At 36.4% G+C, this 21,705-nt stretch carries 15 protein-coding genes; 4 read left to right on the top strand and 11 right to left on the bottom strand.

The window, feature by feature from the left end:
- Positions 1 to 50: 50 nt before the first annotated feature.
- The 3 genes from HW347_RS03330 to HW347_RS03320 all read right to left on the bottom strand — a co-directional run bounded on the left by HW347_RS03330 (position 51) and on the right by HW347_RS03320 (position 4,802).
- Positions 51 to 1,910, bottom strand: a complete 1,860-nt coding sequence (locus HW347_RS03330; RefSeq protein WP_214610515.1) for a M1 family metallopeptidase — start codon at positions 1,908 to 1,910, stop codon at positions 51 to 53.
- Between the two features lie 6 nt (positions 1,911 to 1,916).
- On the bottom strand, positions 1,917 to 3,548 hold the full coding sequence (locus HW347_RS03325) for a S8 family peptidase (RefSeq protein WP_214610514.1): 1,632 nt from the start codon (positions 3,546 to 3,548) through the stop codon (positions 1,917 to 1,919).
- Between the two features lie 393 nt (positions 3,549 to 3,941).
- Complete coding sequence (locus tag HW347_RS03320) at positions 3,942 to 4,802, bottom strand: MBL fold metallo-hydrolase (RefSeq protein ID WP_214610513.1); 861 nt, start codon at positions 4,800 to 4,802, stop codon at positions 3,942 to 3,944.
- Between the two features lie 202 nt (positions 4,803 to 5,004).
- Here HW347_RS03320 and HW347_RS03315 point away from each other — a divergent pair, with 202 nt between their 5' ends.
- Positions 5,005 to 7,032: a cation:proton antiporter gene (locus HW347_RS03315; protein ID WP_214610512.1), complete on the top strand. Its 2,028-nt coding sequence runs from the start codon at positions 5,005 to 5,007 to the stop codon at positions 7,030 to 7,032.
- Positions 7,033 to 7,113: 81 nt separating this feature from the next.
- On the opposite strand, the gene HW347_RS03310 is transcribed toward HW347_RS03315, so the two are convergent.
- From HW347_RS03310 to HW347_RS03300, 3 genes are read right to left on the bottom strand one after another with little or no spacing between them, the layout of a single operon-like run.
- A complete protein-coding gene (locus HW347_RS03310; RefSeq protein WP_214610511.1) occupies positions 7,114 to 9,423 on the bottom strand; it encodes a type IA DNA topoisomerase in 2,310 nt (769 codons plus the stop codon).
- 51 nt (positions 9,424 to 9,474) lie between these two features.
- Entirely contained in the window at positions 9,475 to 11,703 is a 2,229-nt protein-coding gene (locus tag HW347_RS03305) for a SulP family inorganic anion transporter (RefSeq protein WP_214610510.1), read from the bottom strand.
- On the bottom strand, positions 11,700 to 12,563 hold the full coding sequence (locus HW347_RS03300) for a universal stress protein (protein WP_214610509.1): 864 nt from the start codon (positions 12,561 to 12,563) through the stop codon (positions 11,700 to 11,702). The genes HW347_RS03305 and HW347_RS03300 overlap by 4 nt, the downstream gene beginning before the upstream one ends.
- 112 nt (positions 12,564 to 12,675) lie before the next feature.
- Between HW347_RS03300 and HW347_RS03295 the strand changes: the two genes are divergently transcribed.
- Positions 12,676 to 14,544 carry a cation:proton antiporter gene (locus HW347_RS03295; RefSeq protein ID WP_214610508.1) on the top strand — a complete coding sequence of 623 codons (1,869 nt, stop codon included), beginning with the start codon at positions 12,676 to 12,678 and terminating at the stop codon, positions 14,542 to 14,544.
- A 66-nt stretch (positions 14,545 to 14,610) separates the two neighbouring features.
- Here HW347_RS03295 and HW347_RS03290 read toward each other — a convergent pair whose 3' ends face one another.
- Entirely contained in the window at positions 14,611 to 14,844 is a 234-nt protein-coding gene (locus HW347_RS03290) for a GTP-binding protein LepA (RefSeq protein WP_155595355.1), read from the bottom strand.
- Between the two features lie 254 nt (positions 14,845 to 15,098).
- Here HW347_RS03290 and HW347_RS03285 point away from each other — a divergent pair, with 254 nt between their 5' ends.
- Positions 15,099 to 15,464, top strand: a complete 366-nt coding sequence (locus HW347_RS03285) for a hypothetical protein (RefSeq protein ID WP_214610507.1) — start codon at positions 15,099 to 15,101, stop codon at positions 15,462 to 15,464.
- 54 nt (positions 15,465 to 15,518) lie between these two features.
- Here the strand turns inward: HW347_RS03285 and lepA are convergent, their stop codons facing one another.
- Entirely contained in the window at positions 15,519 to 17,315 is a 1,797-nt protein-coding gene (gene lepA / locus HW347_RS03280; protein WP_214610506.1) for a translation elongation factor 4, read from the bottom strand.
- A 714-nt stretch (positions 17,316 to 18,029) separates the two neighbouring features.
- On the opposite strand from lepA, the gene cysC reads away from it, so the two are divergent.
- Positions 18,030 to 18,620, top strand: a complete 591-nt coding sequence (gene cysC / locus HW347_RS03275; protein ID WP_214610505.1) for an adenylyl-sulfate kinase — start codon at positions 18,030 to 18,032, stop codon at positions 18,618 to 18,620.
- A 72-nt stretch (positions 18,621 to 18,692) separates the two neighbouring features.
- Here the strand turns inward: cysC and HW347_RS20810 are convergent, their stop codons facing one another.
- The 3 genes from HW347_RS20810 to HW347_RS03260 are packed head-to-tail and all read right to left on the bottom strand — an operon-like array spanning position 18,693 to position 21,403.
- Positions 18,693 to 19,040, bottom strand: coding sequence for a GtrA family protein (locus tag HW347_RS20810; RefSeq protein WP_225901817.1), 348 nt, complete (start codon positions 19,038 to 19,040; stop codon positions 18,693 to 18,695).
- Positions 19,041 to 19,094: 54 nt separating this feature from the next.
- Positions 19,095 to 20,366 carry an ArnT family glycosyltransferase gene (locus HW347_RS03265; RefSeq protein ID WP_214610503.1) on the bottom strand — a complete coding sequence of 424 codons (1,272 nt, stop codon included), beginning with the start codon at positions 20,364 to 20,366 and terminating at the stop codon, positions 19,095 to 19,097.
- Positions 20,363 to 21,403 (bottom strand): sulfotransferase, encoded by a 1,041-nt coding sequence (locus tag HW347_RS03260; protein WP_214610502.1) that lies wholly within the window; start codon positions 21,401 to 21,403, stop codon positions 20,363 to 20,365. The genes HW347_RS03265 and HW347_RS03260 overlap by 4 nt, the downstream gene beginning before the upstream one ends.
- Positions 21,404 to 21,705 lie beyond the last annotated feature (302 nt).

Genomic DNA, 21,705 nt, shown 5'->3' with positions numbered 1-21,705 from the left:
CAATTGCAAATCTAATCATTGAATAAAATATAACGACTTTTCGTTGTCAATTACTTTGTATTCTGCCAAACATTATCCTCTTGGTTAATATCGGCCATAAGTTGAGAAGGGTCTAGTACTACTGCTTTAATACTAGCAATTGGCTTACTAATTGTAAAGCTGTAGTTAGATTGTGCCCAAGGCCAATCTTCTAATACCGTTCGGTTTATTTGTGGATAAGGATTTTCTTTTTCGCCTCGCATCATTCGTAATGGGGCGTAAAATGTCTCTTTTGTATCATCTGCATAGATCACTAAAATATCTAGAGGCATTGGCATATTTCCTGTACGCACCATAGAAACCTCGGTTTTACCAGCATTATCCTTAACCTCGGTAATACCGTAATCTATAGTGTTCGTAGTTTGGGTCCAATCTGTTAAATACCAATCTAATTCCATTCCCGATACCTTTTCGGCAGTACGTTTGATATCGTTGGGAACAGGATGCTTAAACTTGAAATCTTCATAGTACTTACGAATGGTCTCCATTAGCTTGTCCTGACCGATGATATAACCAAGTTGAGACAAGAATATAGAACCTTTGCTATAGGCAGCAATACCATAGGCAAAATTAAGGTCATAACGATCTGCATGGGTCGTTTGAGGTTGCTCCTTACCAGAATTAACCAAATTGTAATAGCCTTTGTAGGTACCTTCAAAAGGATTTTCCTTGTTCTCTCCCATTACTTCGTTCATAGCTAACGTAGAGATAAAGGTTGTAAATCCTTCATCCATCCATTCATGCTTGGATTCGTTGGTAGCTAAAATATGTTGAAACCAAGAATGCGCCAATTCGTGTGCAGTTACACCGGCCAGGCTTCCAAACTTGCGTTCTCCTGTAATTAAAGTTGCCATGGCATATTCCATACCACCATCACCTCCTTGAATAACAGAATATTGCTCGTAAGGGTACTCCCCAATGTTCTTACTAAAGAACTTCATAAACTCAGCAGTCTTAGGCTGAAGCTTCTTCCAGTTATCTAAAATATCCTTATTGTCTTTGTATAGGAAGTGGAGCATAGGTCCATTCTCAACTTGGAAAGTATCGTGGATATATTCAGGATCGGCTGCCCACATAAAATCATGAACCATTGGTGCTTTAAAGTGCCAAGTAAGGGTTTTTCCTTTTTGTTTTTTCACTTTGGTGCCCGGTGCTTCGTACCCATGACCAATCTCTTGAGGGTTTTGAAGATAGCCAGAGCCTCCAACTACATAATCCTTGTCTATAGTAAGCTTTACATCAAAATCACCCCACACGCCTTGAAATTCACGTGCAATGTATGGATCAGCATGCCAGCCTTCAAAATCGTATTCGGCTAATTTTGGATACCATTGGCTCATAGATAGGGCAACGCCTTCGGCGCTGTTTCTACCAGAACGACGCACTTGAACAGGAACCTGACCTTTAAATTCCATTTCAAAGGTGGTTTTCCCACCTGGAGGAATCGGTTTTGCCAATTCGACTACCAAAATGGTTTCTTCTTCAACAAAATTTACTTTAGCGCCATCTTGCGTAAGTGACGTAGCATGCAGATAACCGATTTCGTTTTCTTTCAAAGCAGCAATACGGCTGTTCTTTTCTTCATCGGTCATTCTACCATCTGGATCAGGAATGCTTTGTAAGCGCATATCCATTTCGCTACCTGGTTGAAAGGCGTTGAAAAATAAGTGATAGTAAACGCGAGTAAGCTCGTCGGGAGAATTGTTTGTATAAACTAGTTTTTGAGTACCCGTGTACAGAAAGTCATCTACGTTCATATCAACCTCCATGTGGTAATCCACATGTTGTTGCCAGTATGAACTATTTTGCGCAACCACCGTCTGGCCCAATAGGAACATTACGGCGGCAATTCCTTTAAAAAAATACTTCATGGTATATTATAGTTTTATTTTACCGGTAGATACGTTGTCTGCCATGATAAGTGCATTGTAAGCATTTACAATTTTTCCCGAGGTTGAAACTTCATCCAAGGTGGCCGTTTTAGCAGCATCACCACTTAAAATTACTTTTGTTGTTGGTGCAAGACCAGACTCCATAATGATATGCTTTACTTGAGAAGCGGTCAATTTTGGATAGTAAGAACGAATTAAAGCAGCAACACCGGCAACAGCAGGAGAAGCCATTGAAGTACCTCCTTGAAATTCATATTCGTTACCTGGCATTGATGAATATATTTCATCACCTGGAGCAAAAACATCAACGTTTACATCACCATAGTTAGAGAAAGAAGCAACCATTTGAGAACCGTATTTAGATGATAATGCACCTACTGTAAGAACATTGTCCGCAATTTCAGGACCGTTGTCTACTTGGTCATTTGGAAAGTTAGGGTTGGCAGGGTTATCTAAATCTGCACCTTCATTACCTGCTGCATGTACAAAAAGAACATCTTTATCTGCTGCATATTTAATGGCATCATAAACCCATTTAGCTTCAGGAGAAAAAGATTTCCCGAAACTACCGTTTATAACTTTGGCTCCGTTATCTACTGCATAGCGAATACCTAAAGCAATGTCTTTATCATATTCATCACCGTTAGGAACGGCACGTATACTCATAATTGCAACGTTATTGGCAACACCATTTGCGCCTATACCATTATTACGTTTTGCACCTATAATACCAGCAACGTGTGTACCATGGCTTTCATCTTCTTGACGATTCTGTGGGTTTCCGTTACCGTAACCAAGGTCATTAATGTCATAAGGATCATCTCCTACTTCTTTACGACCATTAAAATCTACATTGTAGTTGTAGTTCAATTGATCAGAGAAATGTTTGATGCCCGCTTCAACTTGTTCTAGAACCACAGGAATTGAGTCTTCGTAACTCAACATCTGAGATAAAATGGCAATATTTTGCTGCATAGCGGCATCTGTTGTTTCGATTCCTGCTAAGTCTTCTGCAGTGTAAAGGTCTTTTCCTAATTCCTTTTTAACGGCATCATCGGCATTCTTAACAGTTTGAAAAATTTGCTCGTACTGTTGTTTTTGTTGACTCGCTGTCTGGTATTCCGTATCAACCTTTGTTTTGGCTCTTGCCTGTAATTTAGCATCGCCTAACTTTAATCTTACAATACGGGTAGCTTCTAGCTGCTCGTTATACGATTCGCCTAAAAAGTTGTATCCGTGAATATCATCTACATAACCATTCTTGTCATTGTCTATACCATCACCTGCTTTTTCAGCTTTATTTGTCCAGATTACATCGGCTAAATCTTCATGCTTTAAATCCATACCAGAATCAAGAACGGCAACAATAACCGTTTCACCCTTTCTGTTCTTAATAATTTCAGAATAAGCCTTATCAACGCTCATACCAGGAATAGTATCGGAAACAAGGTCTAAATGACCCCAATTCTTTTTCTGGGCATCGGTTAAATCGGATATTTTTAAAGGAGTAGTATCAATACTTTCAATTGGAGTAGATACTAACGCTGTAGAGCCACAACCCATAAGAACAAGGGCGGCAGATAAACCTAATAAAGGTTTTGAAAAAAATGAAGTCATATAATTGAATTGAGTTTAGTGTTTGTTTTTTGCTATAAAACTAGAGAAGGTAACTTGTTAAAAAGAGGCTTTATTTGCCCGTGAACCAACTTAGTAGTTTAACATAAATGGCTGCAAAGGTAAGATTTGGCACAATTTTTTAACCAAATCATAATGTTTTTATGATTTTTTTATCGGAAAATGGTTTGATATTTCTAAGAATTAGAACAAAACCACAACCATTTTTATACTGTTGAAGCTATTTGTTTTTAGTATGATGAATTTTCCAAGCCTTAGACTCTAGGAAAATATATTATCATCCCTAATATCATAAAATACGGATAAAAATGTGATTTCGTATACGATATAATATTTCCTTTTACCCTCTTTTTTTAATTGAACGACCAAATTGCTTCAATTAAAAACTTGATCAAAGGTGTAGATTTTATTTAATCTCACTCCTTTTTCGGTTTGTTTAAGAGTACATAGCTGATTGTGTGCATCATGCTCAAAAAACAGTATATATTCTTCTTGAACAGCTCTGTTTAGAAACAGTTCTTTTTCTGCGAGGGTTAAAAGAGGTCTGGTATCATAGCCCATTACATAAGGCAGAGGAATATGTCCTACGGTGGGTAATAAATCGGCCATAAATACCAATTGTTTTCCTTTATATGAAATCTGAGGCAACATCTGCTTGTCCGTATGGCCATCTACAAAGTGAAATCCAAAACCTAATTCTGATTCACTCTGGAACTTGTCCGATGTTCTTTCAATGAATTTTAATTGTCCGCTTTCTTGCATCGGTAGAAGGTTTTCCTTCAAAAAGGAAGCTTTTTCACGTGCATTGGGTTCTGTAGCCCATTTCCAGTGGTCTTCGTTCGTCCAAAACGTAGCATTTTTGAATGCGGGTTCATAGCCGGTTCTGTCTTTGTTCCATTGAATACATCCTCCGCAATGGTCAAAATGCAGGTGTGTTAAGAAGACATCCGTAATATCATCCCGATGAAAACCCAATTTCTTAAGAGAGCTATCAATAGAATGGTTTCCCCAAAGGTTGTAATAGCCAAAAAATTTATCGGGCTGTTTGTTGCCCATTCCTGTATCAATCAAAATAAGCCTATTACCATCTTCAATAAGCAGACTGCGAGCGGCAATATCTATTTGATTGTTGACATCTGCGGGGTTCGTACGTTGCCAAATGGCTTTTGGTACTACGCCGAACATAGCACCACCATCTAGTTTAAAATTTCCTGTTTCTATGGGGTATAGTTTCATCTAGATAAATTAAGAATAACAAAGTATTAAAAGCACTATAGATATTTGAACGATAGCTATTTATTGGGTTTTTTTTAACAAATACAGATCAATTTTTGTTGTTTTTTAGCCATTGCTCTCGTTGAGTTTTTGTAGCGCAAATAAGTTGGGTTTTTACGAAAAAACTCACTTTGAGTTTATGTGATTTTTAATTTGGAAACCTATGGAAGAATTTTTAAATCATTTGAGTGAACACTTCAGGTTGCCACTGGACAACCCTGTTTTAATATTTTCCCTAATTCTTTTTATCATACTTCTGGCGCCCATATTGCTGAGCAAGATTCGTGTACCCGGAATTATTGGCCTCATCCTATCAGGTATTATTATAGGACCTCACGGGTTACAGTTGTTAGAAGAAGGGCTTTTTGTACAAGTCTTTTCTACCATTGGGCTTTTGTATATTATGTTCATTGCCGGATTAGAATTGGACATTAATGAGTTTAGGGCGTACAGAAACAAAAGTTTACTTTTTGGTCTTCTAACCTTTAGTATTCCTATGATTGTAGGTTTTCCGGTTTGCCACTATGTTTTAGGATATGGTGTGGATGCTAGTTTTTTGACAGCAAGTATGTTTTCTACACATACCTTGGTGACTTATCCTATAGTGAGTAGGATTGGGGTTTCTAAGAATCAGGCTGTGGCCATAACAGTAGGGGGAACCATATTGACAGACACTGCCGTTCTACTCATCTTAGCGGTAATTATGGGGTCTCATGAAGGTAACTTAGGTTTAGGCTTCTGGGTTAAGATGATTGTTTCTCTCATTGTCTTTTCATTAATAATGTTCAAGGTAGTACCTAAAGTAGCCGCTTGGTTCTTTCAGAAAATGCAGACCGAAAAACACTCGCATTACATTTTTGTGTTAGCTATTATTTTCTTTGCTGCTTTTCTAGCCGAAGTTGCAGGATTTGAACCCATAATAGGTGCATTTGTATCAGGTTTAGCATTAAATAGGCTTATACCGCACTCATCTGCTCTTATGAATCGCATAGAGTTTATTGGTAACTCACTTTTTATCCCATTCTTTCTAATTAGCGTAGGCATGTTGGTAGATGTAAAGGTGATTCTTAGCGGTCCCATGGCACTTATTATAGCTGCTACACTAACAGTGGTGTCAATTTTTGGGAAATGGTTAGCTGCTTTTGTAACGCAACTGGTATATAAATATTCTATTAATCAACGTAATTTGATTTTTGGACTCAGTAGTGCCCATGCTGCAGCAACATTAGCGGTAATTCTGGTGGGTTATAAAGCGAAAATATTAGATAGCAATATCTTAAACGGAACCGTAATTCTTATACTTTTTACCTGCATCATAGCATCGTTTGTTACTGAGAAAGCGGCAAAACGAATTGTTGTTGATTCAGAGGCCGAAGAATTTGATGAACAAGCAACAACAAGTGTCTTTAAAAATGAGCATATATTAATGCCAATTGCGAATCCTGCTAATATGGACAAGGCCTTAGAGTTCGCTATTTTAATAAAGGACAAAAAATCTACACACCCCATTACTATTCTAACGGTAGTGCCAAACAACATTCAAGCAGAAAAAAATATTATGAAATCCAAGGAGCGTTTAGAGCTTTTGGTAAAAGAAGCATCAGCTGCAGAAACTGTAGCTAATTTAGCGGCAACCATAGACCTCAACCCCGCTGCGGGAATTGTGCGCACAGCGCGGGAAACTATGGTAGATACTATTATAATGGGGTGGCCAGAAAACACGGGATTCATAGAAAAATTGGTTGGCGAAAAGATGGATAGTGTATTGAACCAAACCGATAAAATTTTATTTATCTGTCATTTTCACATGCCCTTAACTAACCATAGACGTATACTTTTAGCAGTTCCAAAAATGGCTGAAAGAGAAAAGGGATTTAAACAGTGGGTAGACAAAATTGTATTACTAGCTTCTGAAATAAGTGTACCCATAATGCTGTATTGCAACGATGATACCGAAAAGTATATAAAAGAGTATTTAACAAGCAGGAAAATTAAGTTATCCATTACATTTAATAACCTGACCAATTGGGATGACTTTTTAATAATTTCTAAAGAAATTCAGGTTAATGACCTTTTTATCCTAGTTTCTGCCCGTAAAGGAAGCGTTTCTCATATAGGGGCATTAGATAATATTCCAAAAAAATTAGAAGGATACTTCAACTCTTATAGTAGAATAATTATTTACCCATAAGCTCAAAGAGAGGTATTCTTCAGGGTGTGTCGGGAGTCAAAATACTATAGTGTAAAGAAAACACCAGCAATACCAACACATTTAGTTTTCTCGAAGTATTTTATAAACCAAATCCTTGGTCAGTTGTTGCCCGTTAGCTTTTTTACGAATCTCATCATAACTAAATCTAAAATCGCAACCAGCTTTATATTCACTACAACCATAAGCCGTTTTCCCTTTTAAAATCGTGCCTTTGTTGCATTTTGGACAAATATTTTCTTCTGAAGTGGTTGCTGAAGCATTAACATTTTTAGGAGGTAAATGTTTTTTAGGCTCTAACTTTAGTTTAAAATCATCATCAAATCTAACAAGTCCTTCAACAGTGGTATCATTCACTTTAAAGCCCTTTAAATTTACGGTAGACCCTTTTTGTAATAATCTTACGTACTGTTTTTCTGAAATGGTTTTACCCTCAAATATAAATGGAATAACAAAATCGCAAGTCTTTTTAAATTCGGAACAACCATAGGCTGTTTTCCCTTTAAGAAGTAACCCGTTCTTACATTTTGGACATTTTTCTGATGTTATTCCAGAGGTTTTCTTTGCTACTTTTTTCTTTGCGCCAGCAGGTTTATTATTTACGGACGAAATATTGGCTTTCTTGGTTTCACTTCGTACTTCGTACACCAAACGATCTACCATTTGTTTCATCTGTTTAATGAAACTTCCAGCACTAAACGTTCCTTTTTCAATGTCTTTTAACTGCTTTTCCCATTTACCAGTGAGCTCAGCAGATTTTAATAATTCATTTTGAATGGTGTCTATTAATTGAATACCAATAACTGTTGGGATTACTTGCTTCTTATTCCGTTTTATATATTTTCTTCGAAATAATGTTTCAATAATATTGGCACGAGTAGAAGGACGGCCAATACCATTTTCTTTCATAATCTCGCGAAGCTCGTCATCATCAACCTGTTTCCCTGCAGTTTCCATAGCACGTAGGAGGGAGGCCTCGGTAAACTGATTTGGTGGCTTGGTCTGTTTTTCTAAAAAAGAGGGCTCATGTGGTCCTTTTTCACCCTTAACGAAAGTTGGTAGAATTCCAGGTTCTTTAGAAGGAGAATCTGGAGTTTCAAAAACAACACGCCAACCTTTTTCTAAAATCTCTTTTCCTGTGGTTTTAAACTTTACTTTTTCGGCTTTACCAATTACTGTAGTGTTTGAGACTTTACAATCTGGATAAAACACGGCAATAAAACGGCGAACAATAATATTGTAAACCTGTTGCTGGTTGTACTGCAAATTCATTTGCTGCCCAGTAGGTATTATTGCGTGGTGATCCGTTACTTTGCTATCATCAAAAACCTTTTTAGTCTTCTTTAATTTTTTACCATGCAAAGGAGCTGTTAAAGCTGCGTAATTTGTTAATTTTTGAAGTATTCCCGGTATTTTTGGGTATACATCATTTGGTAAAAACGTGGTATCTACTCTGGGATAAGTAACAACTTTTTGTTCGTAAAGTTTTTGGACAATCTTTAAGGTTTCATCTGCACTAAAACCAAATTTGGTGTTACAATAGACTTGTAAACCGGTTAAATCAAACAGTTTTGGTGCGTATTCGTTTCCTGCCTTCTTTGTAATAGATGCAATTTCAAAATCGTGTTCTTTTACAATATTTGCTAGCTTTTCTCCATCTTCAACCTTAAGAAAACGCCCTTCTTCGTAGCTAAATAGAGTATCACGATAGAGGGTTTGCAATTCCCAGTACGGTTGTGGTTTAAAATTTTCTATTTCCTTAAACCGGTTAACTAACATAGCCAATGTTGGCGTTTGCACACGACCAACAGATAATACCTGTTTATAACCACCATGTTTTAAAGTGTATAAACGGGTGGCATTCATACCCAAAAGCCAATCTCCAATAGCGCGAGAAAAACCTGCGTAATATAAATTGTCGTAATCTTCAGATGGCTTTAGGTTATTAAAACCTTCTTTTATGGCTTCGGTAGTAAGTGAAGAAATCCAAAGTCTTTCAACCTTACCTTTATAATTTGCTTGATTTAAAACCCAACGTTGTATTAGCTCTCCTTCTTGCCCGGCATCACCACAGTTTATAACAACATCTGCTTTATCAAACAACTGTTTAATTATTTTAAACTGTTTTGTAATACCGGAATCTTTAGAGACTTTGGTTTCAAAGCGTTCTGGAAGCATTGGTAAATTGTTTAAATCCCAGCTTTTCCAATGGGGCTTGTAATCGTTTGGTTCCTTTAGTGTACAAAGGTGTCCAAAAGTATATGTTACAGCATAGCCATTGCCTTCATAATACCCATCACGTTTGGTGTTACACCCAAGAACGGAAGCAATTTCTCTTGCTACAGATGGTTTTTCGGCTATGCAGACTTTCATTTAATATGCAGAAATTTAGTAATGCGAAGTTAGTTATAAACAGTCTTGTGATTATGAGCTGACGACGACTGTACTGCTGACCAACTCACAAAGTTGCTTACTGAAATAGAGCATTGCTTTTATTTCAGTAACACTAAGTAGCCTTTCTTTCTTAAGAATTAAAAGGGATGAGCCATTAGATTCTATATGATAGTAAGGGTTACTTTCTAGAAACAAAATTAACTCATCAGTGAATAATGCTTTAATATTTTCAGGATTTTCTCCGCTTAGGTAGAATCTTTTATTAAAATCGGGATGATTATCAAGGTCAATATCTTTAAAACCTGCCAAGCTATATTTAAAGTCCAAAAGGCCTTCTTTATCTAAGGTGAAAACAGGAATATCCTCTTCTAATTGCATATGCATTACAGTGGTTTTTACTACCTCATAGGCAATAAAGGCACCTTCTGTAAACTCTACATCAAACAAATTGTATTTTCCTTGTTTGTCAGAAAGGGTGTTGTAGATATATGGAATTTGACGTCTTCTAAAGAAAACAAAGCTATTTAAGAACTTAGTTTTTTTGTTCTTCTTAGCGTTATAGGTCCACTTAAGCTCTTTTGCGGTGCTTTCTAATAAGCCTTGTCTTTTGGTAAAATACCTACCAATTTGTTTTAGCTTATTAATTGGAAGTACTTTTCGTATCGCAAAAGGATGTGTTGAATCTGCTCCATGTTTGTCAAGGCCAATAATTTCTACACTACCTCCTTTTTTAGCAAAAGTCTCGGCGTAGTTTTCCAAACCTTCCATAGCCGTATGATCTACAAAAGTACAGAGAGAGAAATCTAAAATTACGTTTTCGGTTTCTGGAATAACGTCTAGTTTATTCTTCAGTTTATAGAAATTCAAAAAGTTACAGAAGTACTTAATGCTCACATAAAAATTGCCACCATCGTTTTCTTTAAACAGAAGCACGTTTGGTTTTGAAATATGGCTAAGAAACAAGGATAAACTTTTGTTTATTAGTACATGAACAATAAAAGTCACCAAAATCCCAACGGTTATACCCGTAATTAAATTGGTAAATAATGTAGTTAGTAATGTGGCCAAGAATATGAGAATTTGCTCTTTACCAATCTTAGCAATTTTCTGAAGGGTTTTAGGTGTTGCTAACTTATAACCTGTAAAGACTAAAATTGCAGCTAATGCTGCTAGGGGAATCCTCCGTAATTGATCTTGAAATAGCAAAATAAAGATTACCAAAAAGAGGGCGTGAAATAAATTGGCAGAGCGATTTGTAGCCCCGTTATTTACGTTTACGGAACTTCTTGCAATAACGGTTACTACATTCAACCCACCTACTAAACCGCTTAGTGTTGTTGCAAGGCCAAGAGCCTTAAGGTCTTTGTTTACATTGGAACGCCTACTAAGAGGATCCAGCTTATCAACTGCTTTAATACTCAGTAAGGATTCAATACTAGCAATTAAGGTTATCGCAAAAACGACAAGGATAAAATCTGTTTCTAAAACTTTAGAGAAATCGGGAAAAGCCATGTTTCTAATGGCATCATCGGGTATGTTTACCAAATATTCAGAACTCATTGGGTATGGAGCATCTGTCCAAACAAAGAAGTAACTAAAGCCTATGGATAGAATTAAAATCCACATTGGGGCTGGCACTAAATGAAAGTATGGGTTTCTTATTTTAGCATAGAAAACCATAATTAGTAAACTTATGATACCAATTGCCGCAGCAATAAGCATACTACTATCAGGGTTCTGAAATAAAGCAACAACAGCCAAAGGTATTTTTCCTAAAAGAGCAATAATGCTTCCAGAAGCTTCATTGTTTCCTACCATGATATGAAACTGCTTTGATAAGATTCCAAGTCCTATTGCGGCAAGCATTCCCTCAATGGCGGAAGCAGGAAAAAAGTCGGCCAATCTTCCTAGTTTAAGAAATCCTAAGAGTAACATTAAAATACCTGAAAAAACAATGGCTGCAAGGGTAAATAAATAACCTTGATACATATCACCGCCACCAAGAGTTGTAATAGCGCCCAAGAGCACAATAACCAATCCATTACCAGGACCGGTAATAGTGACGTTAGAACCACCCAAAATAGAGACCACCAAACCACCAACTACTGCTGCAATAATGCCTGATATGGGTGGAGCCTCACTTGCTAAAGCCAGACCCAAACCTAATGGCAGGGCAATAAGAGACACGACAAAACCAGAAAATAAATTTTTAGGAAGCGCTTTTATAAAAGTTTTGGTTGGACTGGTTTTTGGAATCAATTAGTTTTTCTTATGATTAAAAGGTCGGTTGGTAAATCTGAAAGTATATATTCAATATCATGCGGAAACAAACGGTCTAAAAAACCGGTTTTAGAAGGGGCGTTCATAATTAAAAGGTCAGCCCTAACTACTTCTGCATAATGTCCAATAGAATACCCTCTTTTACCAAAGATACTTTGTGTTTTTACGGTAATATTATCTGTTAGATATGGAGGTAGGCCATTAATGATTTTACGTACTCTAGATTCTTCGCGATGTTTTAAGCGTTCCTTCATAAGGTTCGCTTTTTTAAGCGAGCGATCATCTTCTACCGTTACGTGTATTTCTTTTTGTAATATCTCTTCTACTATGGTCAATTGCTGTGCCCCAAAGGCATTGGCGGCATAAAAAGCATTGGTTATGGCAAAATGGGTTTCAGGAGCATCAAGGCCATTTACAACAATATGCTTACAAGGTACTCGTTCTGCGGATGGTTTTATTAGAAGCAAAACAGAACAACATACTTTACGGGTTAGTTTTCTAGCAATGGAACCCACATAAAACTGAAACATGTTTTCATTTTGCATGGCACCAAGAATCAATAAATCAATTTTTGATGTTGTACATGTACTTGAAATCACACTATATGGGTCACCACTTTCCCATTGAATTTCTACTTCTAAATTTTGATGCGCCGTTTGCTCAAGAATCTGATTAATTTGATTCGATTTCTCCGATGACTTTTCTCCTACATGTAATAATATCAGCTTCGCGCCAAAAAAATGTGCGATACGCGCAGTTTCAATCACATTTACCTTCAAAGAAGGAGAGAAAGCAAAGCCAAATAAAATAGTTTTAAACGGTTGTAGTTCTGAAGCCATGATTGTATAATGGGAGCCCAATATAGCATAATAATAAAAAAGGAATATCTTGACTTATTGAATTCTATTTTTCGAGATAAAATAGTTATTTTTCAAGCTTAATGAAAAAGCTATGGTAGAACTTGCAGGAATCATCATTTTAGGAATATTAGCGCAGTGGTTTGCATGGCGTTTAAAGTTACCTGCAATTCTTCCTTTAATCCTAATTGGGCTGCTAGTGGGGCCAATTGCGTCTTTGTACACTGTTGATGGGCAAAAACTTATAGAGCCTATCTGGAATGGCGAAATAGGACTCTTCCCTGGCGATTCACTCTACTATTTTGTTTCGCTTGCAATAAGTATTATTCTTTTTGAAGGCGGGTTAACTCTAAAACGTTCGGAAATTAGAAATGTAGGCCCAGTAATTACAAAGTTAATTACGTTAGGGTCACTGGTCACATTTGTATGCGCAGGGATTGCCGCGCACTATATTTTTGGGTTGAGCTGGCAGGTTTCTTTCTTGTTTTCGGCTTTAATTATTGTTACGGGGCCTACCGTAATAACACCTATTTTGAGAAATATCCCTTTAAAGAAAGATGTTTCGGCGGTATTGAAATGGGAGGGAATATTAATAGACCCTATTGGAGCTTTAGCGGCTGTATTGGTTTTTGAATTCATAAGTGTTGGAGAGGGAAAAGCCTATACTATAACGGCTTTAATAGAATTCGGTAAGATTTTACTCTTCGGTTTTACATTTGGTTTCACGTTCGCACATGCGCTAACCTTTGCTATTAAAAAGAATTTTATTCCACATTATTTATTGAACGTGGCATCACTTTCTACAGTGCTTCTTGTTTTTGTAATGTCAGATTCTTTTGCACATGAATCAGGGCTTTTAGCAGTCGTGGTTATGGGTATGGTTATGGGTAATACGGAACTTCCTAATATTAAAGAACTTCTATATTTCAAAGAGTCACTGAGTATTTTATTGATTTCTATCCTATTTATTTTATTGGCCGCAAATATTAATATCTCAGACCTTGAATTGATTTTTAACTGGAGAACCGCAGCGCTATTTGCTATTATTGTTTTTGTAATTAGACCGCTGGGCGTCTTTTTAAGTTCGTCCGGTTCAAACCTGAAATTCAATGAAAAACTTTTTATAGGTTGGGTTGGACCAAGAGGTATCGTTGCTGCTGGTATTGCTTCACTGTTTGGTTCTAAGCTGCTCGCTAAAGGAGAGCCTGGGGCTGAATTTATTACTCCTCTAGTATTCATGATTGTATTGGGAACCGTACTCTTGAACGCTACTACAGCACGTCTGTTTGCTAAGGCAGTAGGTGTATTTTTGACCAAATCAGAAGGCATACTAATTATCGGGGCATCAAAAGCATCTCGTCTTATTGCAGACTATCTTAACAAGAACAGCCGTCATGTAGTTTTAATTGATAATAACCAGACGAACATAAACAAGGCTAAGAAATTAGGGCTTGAGGCTTTTACGGCAAATATTTATTCCGATACGTTAACTGACAATATAGAACTCAACGACGTAGGGTATCTTATGGCATTGACGGGTAACTCAGAGATTAACAAGTACGCGGTAAATAATTTCAGTAAAGATTTTGGAGCGAACGGTTCTTTTAGGTTGGTAAATGCCGATGAGATGAATAACCCGGAAAATAATCCTAAAGAAGGGCTGTTCTCACATACCGATGACTTTATTAAATTAACGGAAACCGCCCGAAAATTTCCTGCAGTACACGAAATAGAATTAAAGGATAAAGAGCATTACGAAGCATTGATAGAGATTACCAAAGCCGATGAGAATATAGTGCCTATCTTCTTAAAAACACCAAAAGGCGATTTACAGATTATTTCTAGCTTTAGCACTGACTTTGAGGATATCACAGACAAATACCGATTGGTTTACCTAGGTAAGGTATTTGATGTTGACGAGACTGAGGACGAAGTTGAAATTGACCAAAAAGAGGAAGAATAGCCAAAGGTAATAGGGCGCATTTATGCTTTAATATTTTTAAAATTCTTCTTGAATAAAACTCAAGGACTAGCCTGAAAATGGCATGGTCTTGTATACGAATATATCTATATCATCTTGCTTCACTTCTATGTATTCATCTCCTGCAAGGCTATAAAAATGGATAGATGATTCCCTTTTGATTTTATCTTCTAGAAGATTTATATCTATCTCACCACTTTCTTGTTGCCAAATAAATATGGAGTTCTGTTCCGTAGGAATCGTTCTGTGTTTTGCGTTAAAATGGGCTATATACGTGGTCATTTTTTGCGAAATAGTTTTACACTATTAAAACAGATACTAGGATTAAAAATTGCCCAAAAATTGAAATATTTGTAAGAAAAAGAATATTTCCACGTAGGAATAACAGAAGTGTTTGATTTAGAATAATTTACATTGAACACTATTTTGTAAAGAGTGTTACATAGAATTTTTTGGTTAATCGTGTTATGGCAATATTCTAAAGTGTGAGCCGTTTTATTATCACTTAACCTATTACTATTTTAACAAAATTTATTATGAAAAAACTGTTTTTATTTTTTGCTTTAGCGAGTACCGTAGCCTTTACCAGTTGTTCAAAAGATGAAGATGATACCGATGCAATAGTCGGCACTTGGTTAATGGAATCAAGTACCACTTTTGATGGACAATCAACCACAACTTATGAAGATAAGTGGGTGTTTAAATCAGATTTATCTGGTGATTATTCAGAGAGCTATAATGGTGAATTAGATTTAGAAACTACATTTACTTGGTTGAAATCAGAAGACTCATATATTGTTGAATTTTCCGATGATGAAGGTACTGATACGTATACTATAGGAAAAGTATTAGGTAACACCACACTTATGGAAGGTGATAATATTTTAGCTGTAAAGGAATAATAGTAAAAACAATTATATAAAAAAATCCCTTGCTCGAAAGAACAAGGGATTTTTTTAATCATTTAGTTTTAACACTGCCATAAAAGCTTCTTGAGGCACTTCTACGTTACCAACTTGGCGCATACGTTTTTTACCTTTTTTCTGCTTTTCTAACAGCTTACGTTTTCTAGAAATATCACCACCATAACATTTTGCCGTTACATCTTTTCGTAAAGCTTTGGTAGTTTCTCTAGATATTATTTTTGCACCAATAGCAGCTTGAATTGGAATATCAAATTGCTGTCTTGGTATAAGTTCCTTTAACTTTGAGCAAATCTTCTTACCAATGTTCACTGCATTGTCTGCATGTAATAAAGCAGAAAGTGCATCTACAGGCTGCGCATTTAGTAAAATATCTACACGTACTAATTTTGAAGGACGCATTCCTATTGGAGCGTAATCAAAAGAAGCATATCCTTTTGAAACGGTTTTTAATCGGTCATAAAAATCAAATACAATCTCGGCCAATGGCATGTCAAAAGTAAGTTCAACACGTTCCGTGGTCAAATAGGTTTGATTGGTAATCACCCCTCTTTTTTCAATACATAAAGACATTACGTTACCTACAAAATCGGCCTTTGTAATAATCGTTGCTTTTATATAAGGTTCCTCTACGTGATCAATGCTTGACGGGTCAGGCAAATCAGTAGGGTTGTTAACTACAAGTGGTTTATCAGGGTTTTTACGTGTAAACGCATGATAACTTACGTTGGGTACGGTAGTAATTACGGTCATATTAAATTCCCGCTCTAAACGCTCTTGAATAATTTCCATGTGAAGCATTCCTAAGAAACCACATCTGAAACCAAAACCAAGGGCTGCACTACTCTCTGGAGCAAATACAAGTGAAGCATCATTCAATTGCAATTTTTCCATAGAAGAACGTAATTCTTCAAACTCATCTGTATCTACAGGGTAAATACCAGCAAAAACCATTGGTTTTACATCTTCAAAACCTGCTATTGCATTTTTTGTAGGGTTTGCAGCATCAGTTATTGTATCACCAACTTTTACTTCACGAGCATCTTTAATACCCGTAATTAAATAACCTACATCACCAGCCTTTACACTCTTCTTTATTTCTTGTGTCAACTTTAGGGTTCCTACTTCATCAGCGTAGTAATCTTTATCAGTAGCAACAAATTTTATCTTTTGTCCTTTTTTAATTTCGCCATTAATCACCCTAAAATAGGTTTCAACACCACGAAACGGATTGTATACAGAGTCAAAAACAAGAGCTTGTAAAGACTCATCAACATTACCTGTAGGTGCAGGAATACGTTCAATAACGGCAGCTAATATTTCTTCTATGCCAATTCCGGTTTTTGCACTCGCCGGGATAACCTCTTCGGCCTTACAGCCTAAAAGTTCAACAATATCATCAGTAACTTCTTCAGGGTTGGCACTAGGTAAATCTACTTTATTTAGTACAGGAATGATTTCTAAATCATTTTCTAAAGCCAAATATAAATTAGAAATGGTCTGTGCTTGAATACTTTGTGCCGCATCTACAACTAAAAGCGCACCTTCACAGGCAGCAATTGATCTAGACACTTCATAAGAGAAATCAACATGGCCAGGGGTATCTATTAAGTTGAGAATATATTCCTCGCCCTTATAGGTATATTCCATCTGAATGGCATGGCTCTTTATAGTAATGCCACGCTCTCGCTCTAGGTCCATACTGTCTAAAAGTTGTTCTTTCTTCTCTCGGTCAGTTACAGAGCCAGTAAATTCTAACAAACGGTCAGCCAAGGTACTTTTACCGTGGTCAATATGGGCGATGATACAAAAGTTTCTTATGTTCTTCATTGATGGTGAGCTCATTTAAGCAAGCAAATTCTATTACGTATAAGTGGGTAAAGATACGTTATTTTAATCCTGTATCATCAAAGCGTATATAGGCATAGTATTTTATGGTCTGTTTGTAGAGTTGGCTGATTTAAAATAACCTAAACTGTGTTTGCCACTATTATAATGATGGGGTTTTTTAAAGGGTATGTTCAATACATTTTTTGAGACGAAACCAGAGATTTCCGATTACGCCGCTATCGATTATGCTTATATAAAGTGTTGATGGTAATTTAAAAAGTACAAACAACAAATGTCAAAAAAATTAATCCATTATTTTACAGTTATTTACAATCAAAAGGTATTATTTTAAAAAGTGCATTTATAATAGATGAGCAATTATGTCCGATAAATAATCCCCCATTTTTTTAAAACTCAAGTAAAAAAATCTATATAAGGATTTTATTTAGCTTTTATTACTCAACATATCATTTACATTACCTTGAAATTTTCATCAAATCGAAGCCTTGATAAAAATTATGCTTTTACCGCTCCAAAATATGCTTTAACATCTGAACTTAGATGGATTTGAGTATATACCTTTTTAAATCCAATGAGGTACTTTCAACTAGTAAATAGGCTTGTTAGTCTAGAATTAAATTTATTCTTAAAAATTAAGTGAACCTTTAACCATATACTATTCCATATGACAAAAAAGTCAATGGGTAATAAAAAATGGAATTAAATCTAACAAAATATCAGTACAAAATTAAAAAAGAACAGCGCATCGCCTTAAACGGGCATAGCTCTTTTTTATTACTATTTACGGGCTTCTCAGGGTCGGGAAAATCTACAATAGCTAATGCAATTGAATATGCATTGCACAATCAAAAAATCCGTACCTATGTTCTTGATGGAGATAATATAAGAAAAGGTATTAACCAAAATCTAGGATTTTCGCCAGAAGATCGTTCTGAAAATAATAGACGAGTTGGTGAGATTTCTAAATTGTTCATTGATGCTGGAAATGTGGTCTTGTCAGCTTTTGTAGCTCCATATAAGAAAGATAGAGAAAATATCAAACAAACCGTTGGAGCCGCTAATTTTATTGAGGTCTTCGTTAATACCAGTCTTGCAGAATGCGAGCGAAGAGATGTAAAGGGGCTTTATAAAAAAGCACGTGCAGGCGAAATAACAAATATGACGGGAATTTCAGCTCCATATGAAATTCCTGAAAATCCAGATATTGAAATAACCTCCGATTTCTCAATAGAGGAATCTGTAGCATTAATTTTAAATCGAATATCACATAGACTCAAAATATGATTAATGTGAAATTCACTATCAACTCATTCAACGGCCTCTAGACAAATTTGTTTGTAATGCTCGTATTAATAGTTACTTGAGAAAAACCAGCTTCTTTCTAACAAGAAAATTGAACACCGCAATTACTGCGACAATCAGTGTTTTCGAAATTACGTACGAAATAGGTAAATAAGTGGTCATCAAATACATCAAAATTACATTCAAAAGAAGTCCCATGAGCGAAAAAGAGAAGAATGCTAACACCTCTTTGCCTTTTGAATGGCGCCCTCCCTTGAAAACAAATTTAGCGTTCAATAGATAACAAACGAAAATGGTAATCAACGAGGCGATTAAATTGGCTAAATTTACTTCCATATACCAAAACTCAACAAAAAGTAACAAAAGGACTATGGATACGACGTAGCAGACCCCGCCGACCATTAGAAACAAAAATATTTGTCGCAACAGCGGATTTTCTATTTTATCCTGAATCATTTACACTTGATTCTTTGGTCTCAAAAATTTAATTTTTAAGACATTACTGGAAACATAGGTTATACCCAAGAGTAAGGAAGGTACTATCATGATGAAATACCTTGGCTTTCCATGAAGGAGCACCATTCCACCGCAATAGGCAAAAGCAAAAAATAACGTCATCCTGATCTCGACCGGTACGCCTTTCCAAGCTGTCATCATGGGATAAGCGCTCAAGAGCACAAGGATGAAGAGAAAACCGTTAACTACCACATAGCCAAGCGCATTTAAACTTTGAGCCTTGTAAGAGTTTGGGTAGTTAAATAACAGCCGTCCTATGTTTGTTACCGTATTCTGTAGAAATTTCAACGGGTAGTTTTTTATATTATCAATAGCTCTCGCTTTAAAGGCACTATCCCTTTCCATATTGGAGAGCGGTTCCAATTGAAGATAAAAATCGCGGTGGTTCGCCTTTAGTTTAGCAAAGTCATAGGCGATTATGGTAGATGTTGTCGTTTGCTCTGGCTCGAGGATTTCGGTCTCAGAAATCCAGTTGCCATATTCTCCTTCGAAAGGGGTAGTTCTGTGGTAAAGTATTTCACCCCCCCGAGTACTTAGGTAAAGGAATTTATGGGTTACTGAATAAGTATAGATAATATAGGGAGTAATAACCAAGAAAGCTCCTAATAGGATGTATAATGGGAAGCGGTAGCGATATCTTTTTCGAACTAACAAGTAGATGCCTAGTACCAAAAAACTCACGAGCACTACTTGAAGAAAAATCACCTTTGTAAGAACAAGAATTCCCAGAGATAAAGATGCCAAAACACAGGTTTTCCAATTCTTCTTTTTGGTTTGGAAGGCAGAACAAAAGTAGAAAACAACACCATTGATCAGCATAAAAGCAAATGCATCGGAGTACAGACGCGTCATCCACCAGAGCATTGGGGGATATAGCCCCAAGGCCACTGCAATCAGCATTGCATATTTGGTTTTGGTGTAATAGCACAGTGTCCGATAAAAAAATATTACACCGGCCAAGACGAAAATACCGTTTAAGAATTTGGCAGCGATAAAATCGATATGAAAGGCTACAAAGGGTGCTAATAACAATGGGTAGGCGGGACCATTGGAAAGGTCAGGGTCGTTCACATCGGTATAGGAACCATTGATAATATTGCTTGCATAGTTAATGTAACGAAGTTCATCACCTTTTGGAGGGTTTTCGAGCAGTAAAATCAGCAGTACATAAATGACTAAGAGCGGCGCTAAAAACCAAAGTCGCTTATTCAAAATATATTTTCTTTTGTACGTTTTTCACTAGTAGTTAGCTCATCAAAAAAGGCTTCGATACGTTTAAATTCATCATCGTTCAAGCGCTTACCGTTCGAAGCTTTGGAAAATTGCAGCTCTTCTAGCTCTTTTGATTCTACATTTTGACCAAGGGCCTCGAGACCAACAATTTTAACAAAGGCTCCTGGGTTCTCGCAGAAATCTTTAAAAGCTATTCTAAAATATCTTTTGGGATCAATTTTTTTTCTATTCTCCGCGATTACCTCGTTCACTTGGTGCACTTGGTTACAAATATCGTCTATGTACGCGAGGGGGTCATCATTTTTCTTAGAATCCGTACTCAACAATCCCCAACCAATTTTATCATTACCTTGAACAGTTCTACGGGATAAAATTATGGACTGTGCTACAAAAACGGGATTGCGATATATTTCTATAAAGAAGACGTTATCAAATACCTCTGCAAACATAGGGGCGCAGAGCGAATTACGATTGTTCTTATTGACGAAGGGTTTTTTTGTAATATCGAGCCAAGCATTGAAAAAGCGTTTCATATCGGCTTTAGCTACCGCAGAAATCTCTTTGGCAACGTCGTTCCGGTCTTCACCCAACCACCTATTCCAGAAAACAAACCCATCATTGGGCCCACCAAATCCTTCAACGCTTCCGAAAAAACTTCTAAAGCTTGTCTTTGATTTAGGAATAAGGGGTTTAAAAAATTTGAAGGCGTTCAAAGGTGAACGTTCAAAAGATGCGATAAAATTACTGAAATAACTCACGAGCAAATACTGTACCAGGGTCTGGTACAGTAGAGTTGTGCCGCTTCTTGACCCTCCCAAAACCAAAATAATCGGAAGCTTTGTAACCTTCCTATTTTTTTGTATCTGTTTCTTTTCGGAGTATTTAAGAAGGTAATCTATCGGTTTTAAAAGGAGTGTGGTAAATTCCCTCTTCAAAACAGAATACGCTACTTTGTTCCCCGAAAGAAGCATACGTTTTAGTAGCCCAAAAGGGTCTTTAAAATTTGAATAACTCATTTTTACAATTGGTTGGTGCTAGTCTTCATAAAAAAAAATGATCACTGGTGAAAGTCGTTCTTTCTTGTCTATTTTCAAGGCCTTTATCGATTAACTTTACTATAATCTCGTTAATTGGCCTAATTTTTAATTCTCTCTAAAAATCCGAACTAAAATCTATTAAAAGGCACAAAATGTAAAGAGCCTTGTCATTTTACAATTTTTTTGATTACACTAGAAAAGTTCTGAAAATTAAATCCGAATAGTAAAAAGTACATCAGCAAAATTATTGATTCTAAGAGGAAGAAAAAATAATTAACTCA

Source organism: Zobellia barbeyronii, from assembly GCF_018603515.1.
In the GTDB taxonomy this organism is placed as follows: domain Bacteria; phylum Bacteroidota; class Bacteroidia; order Flavobacteriales; family Flavobacteriaceae; genus Zobellia; species Zobellia barbeyronii.
This window is presented reverse-complemented; position numbering and strand designations above follow the sequence as displayed.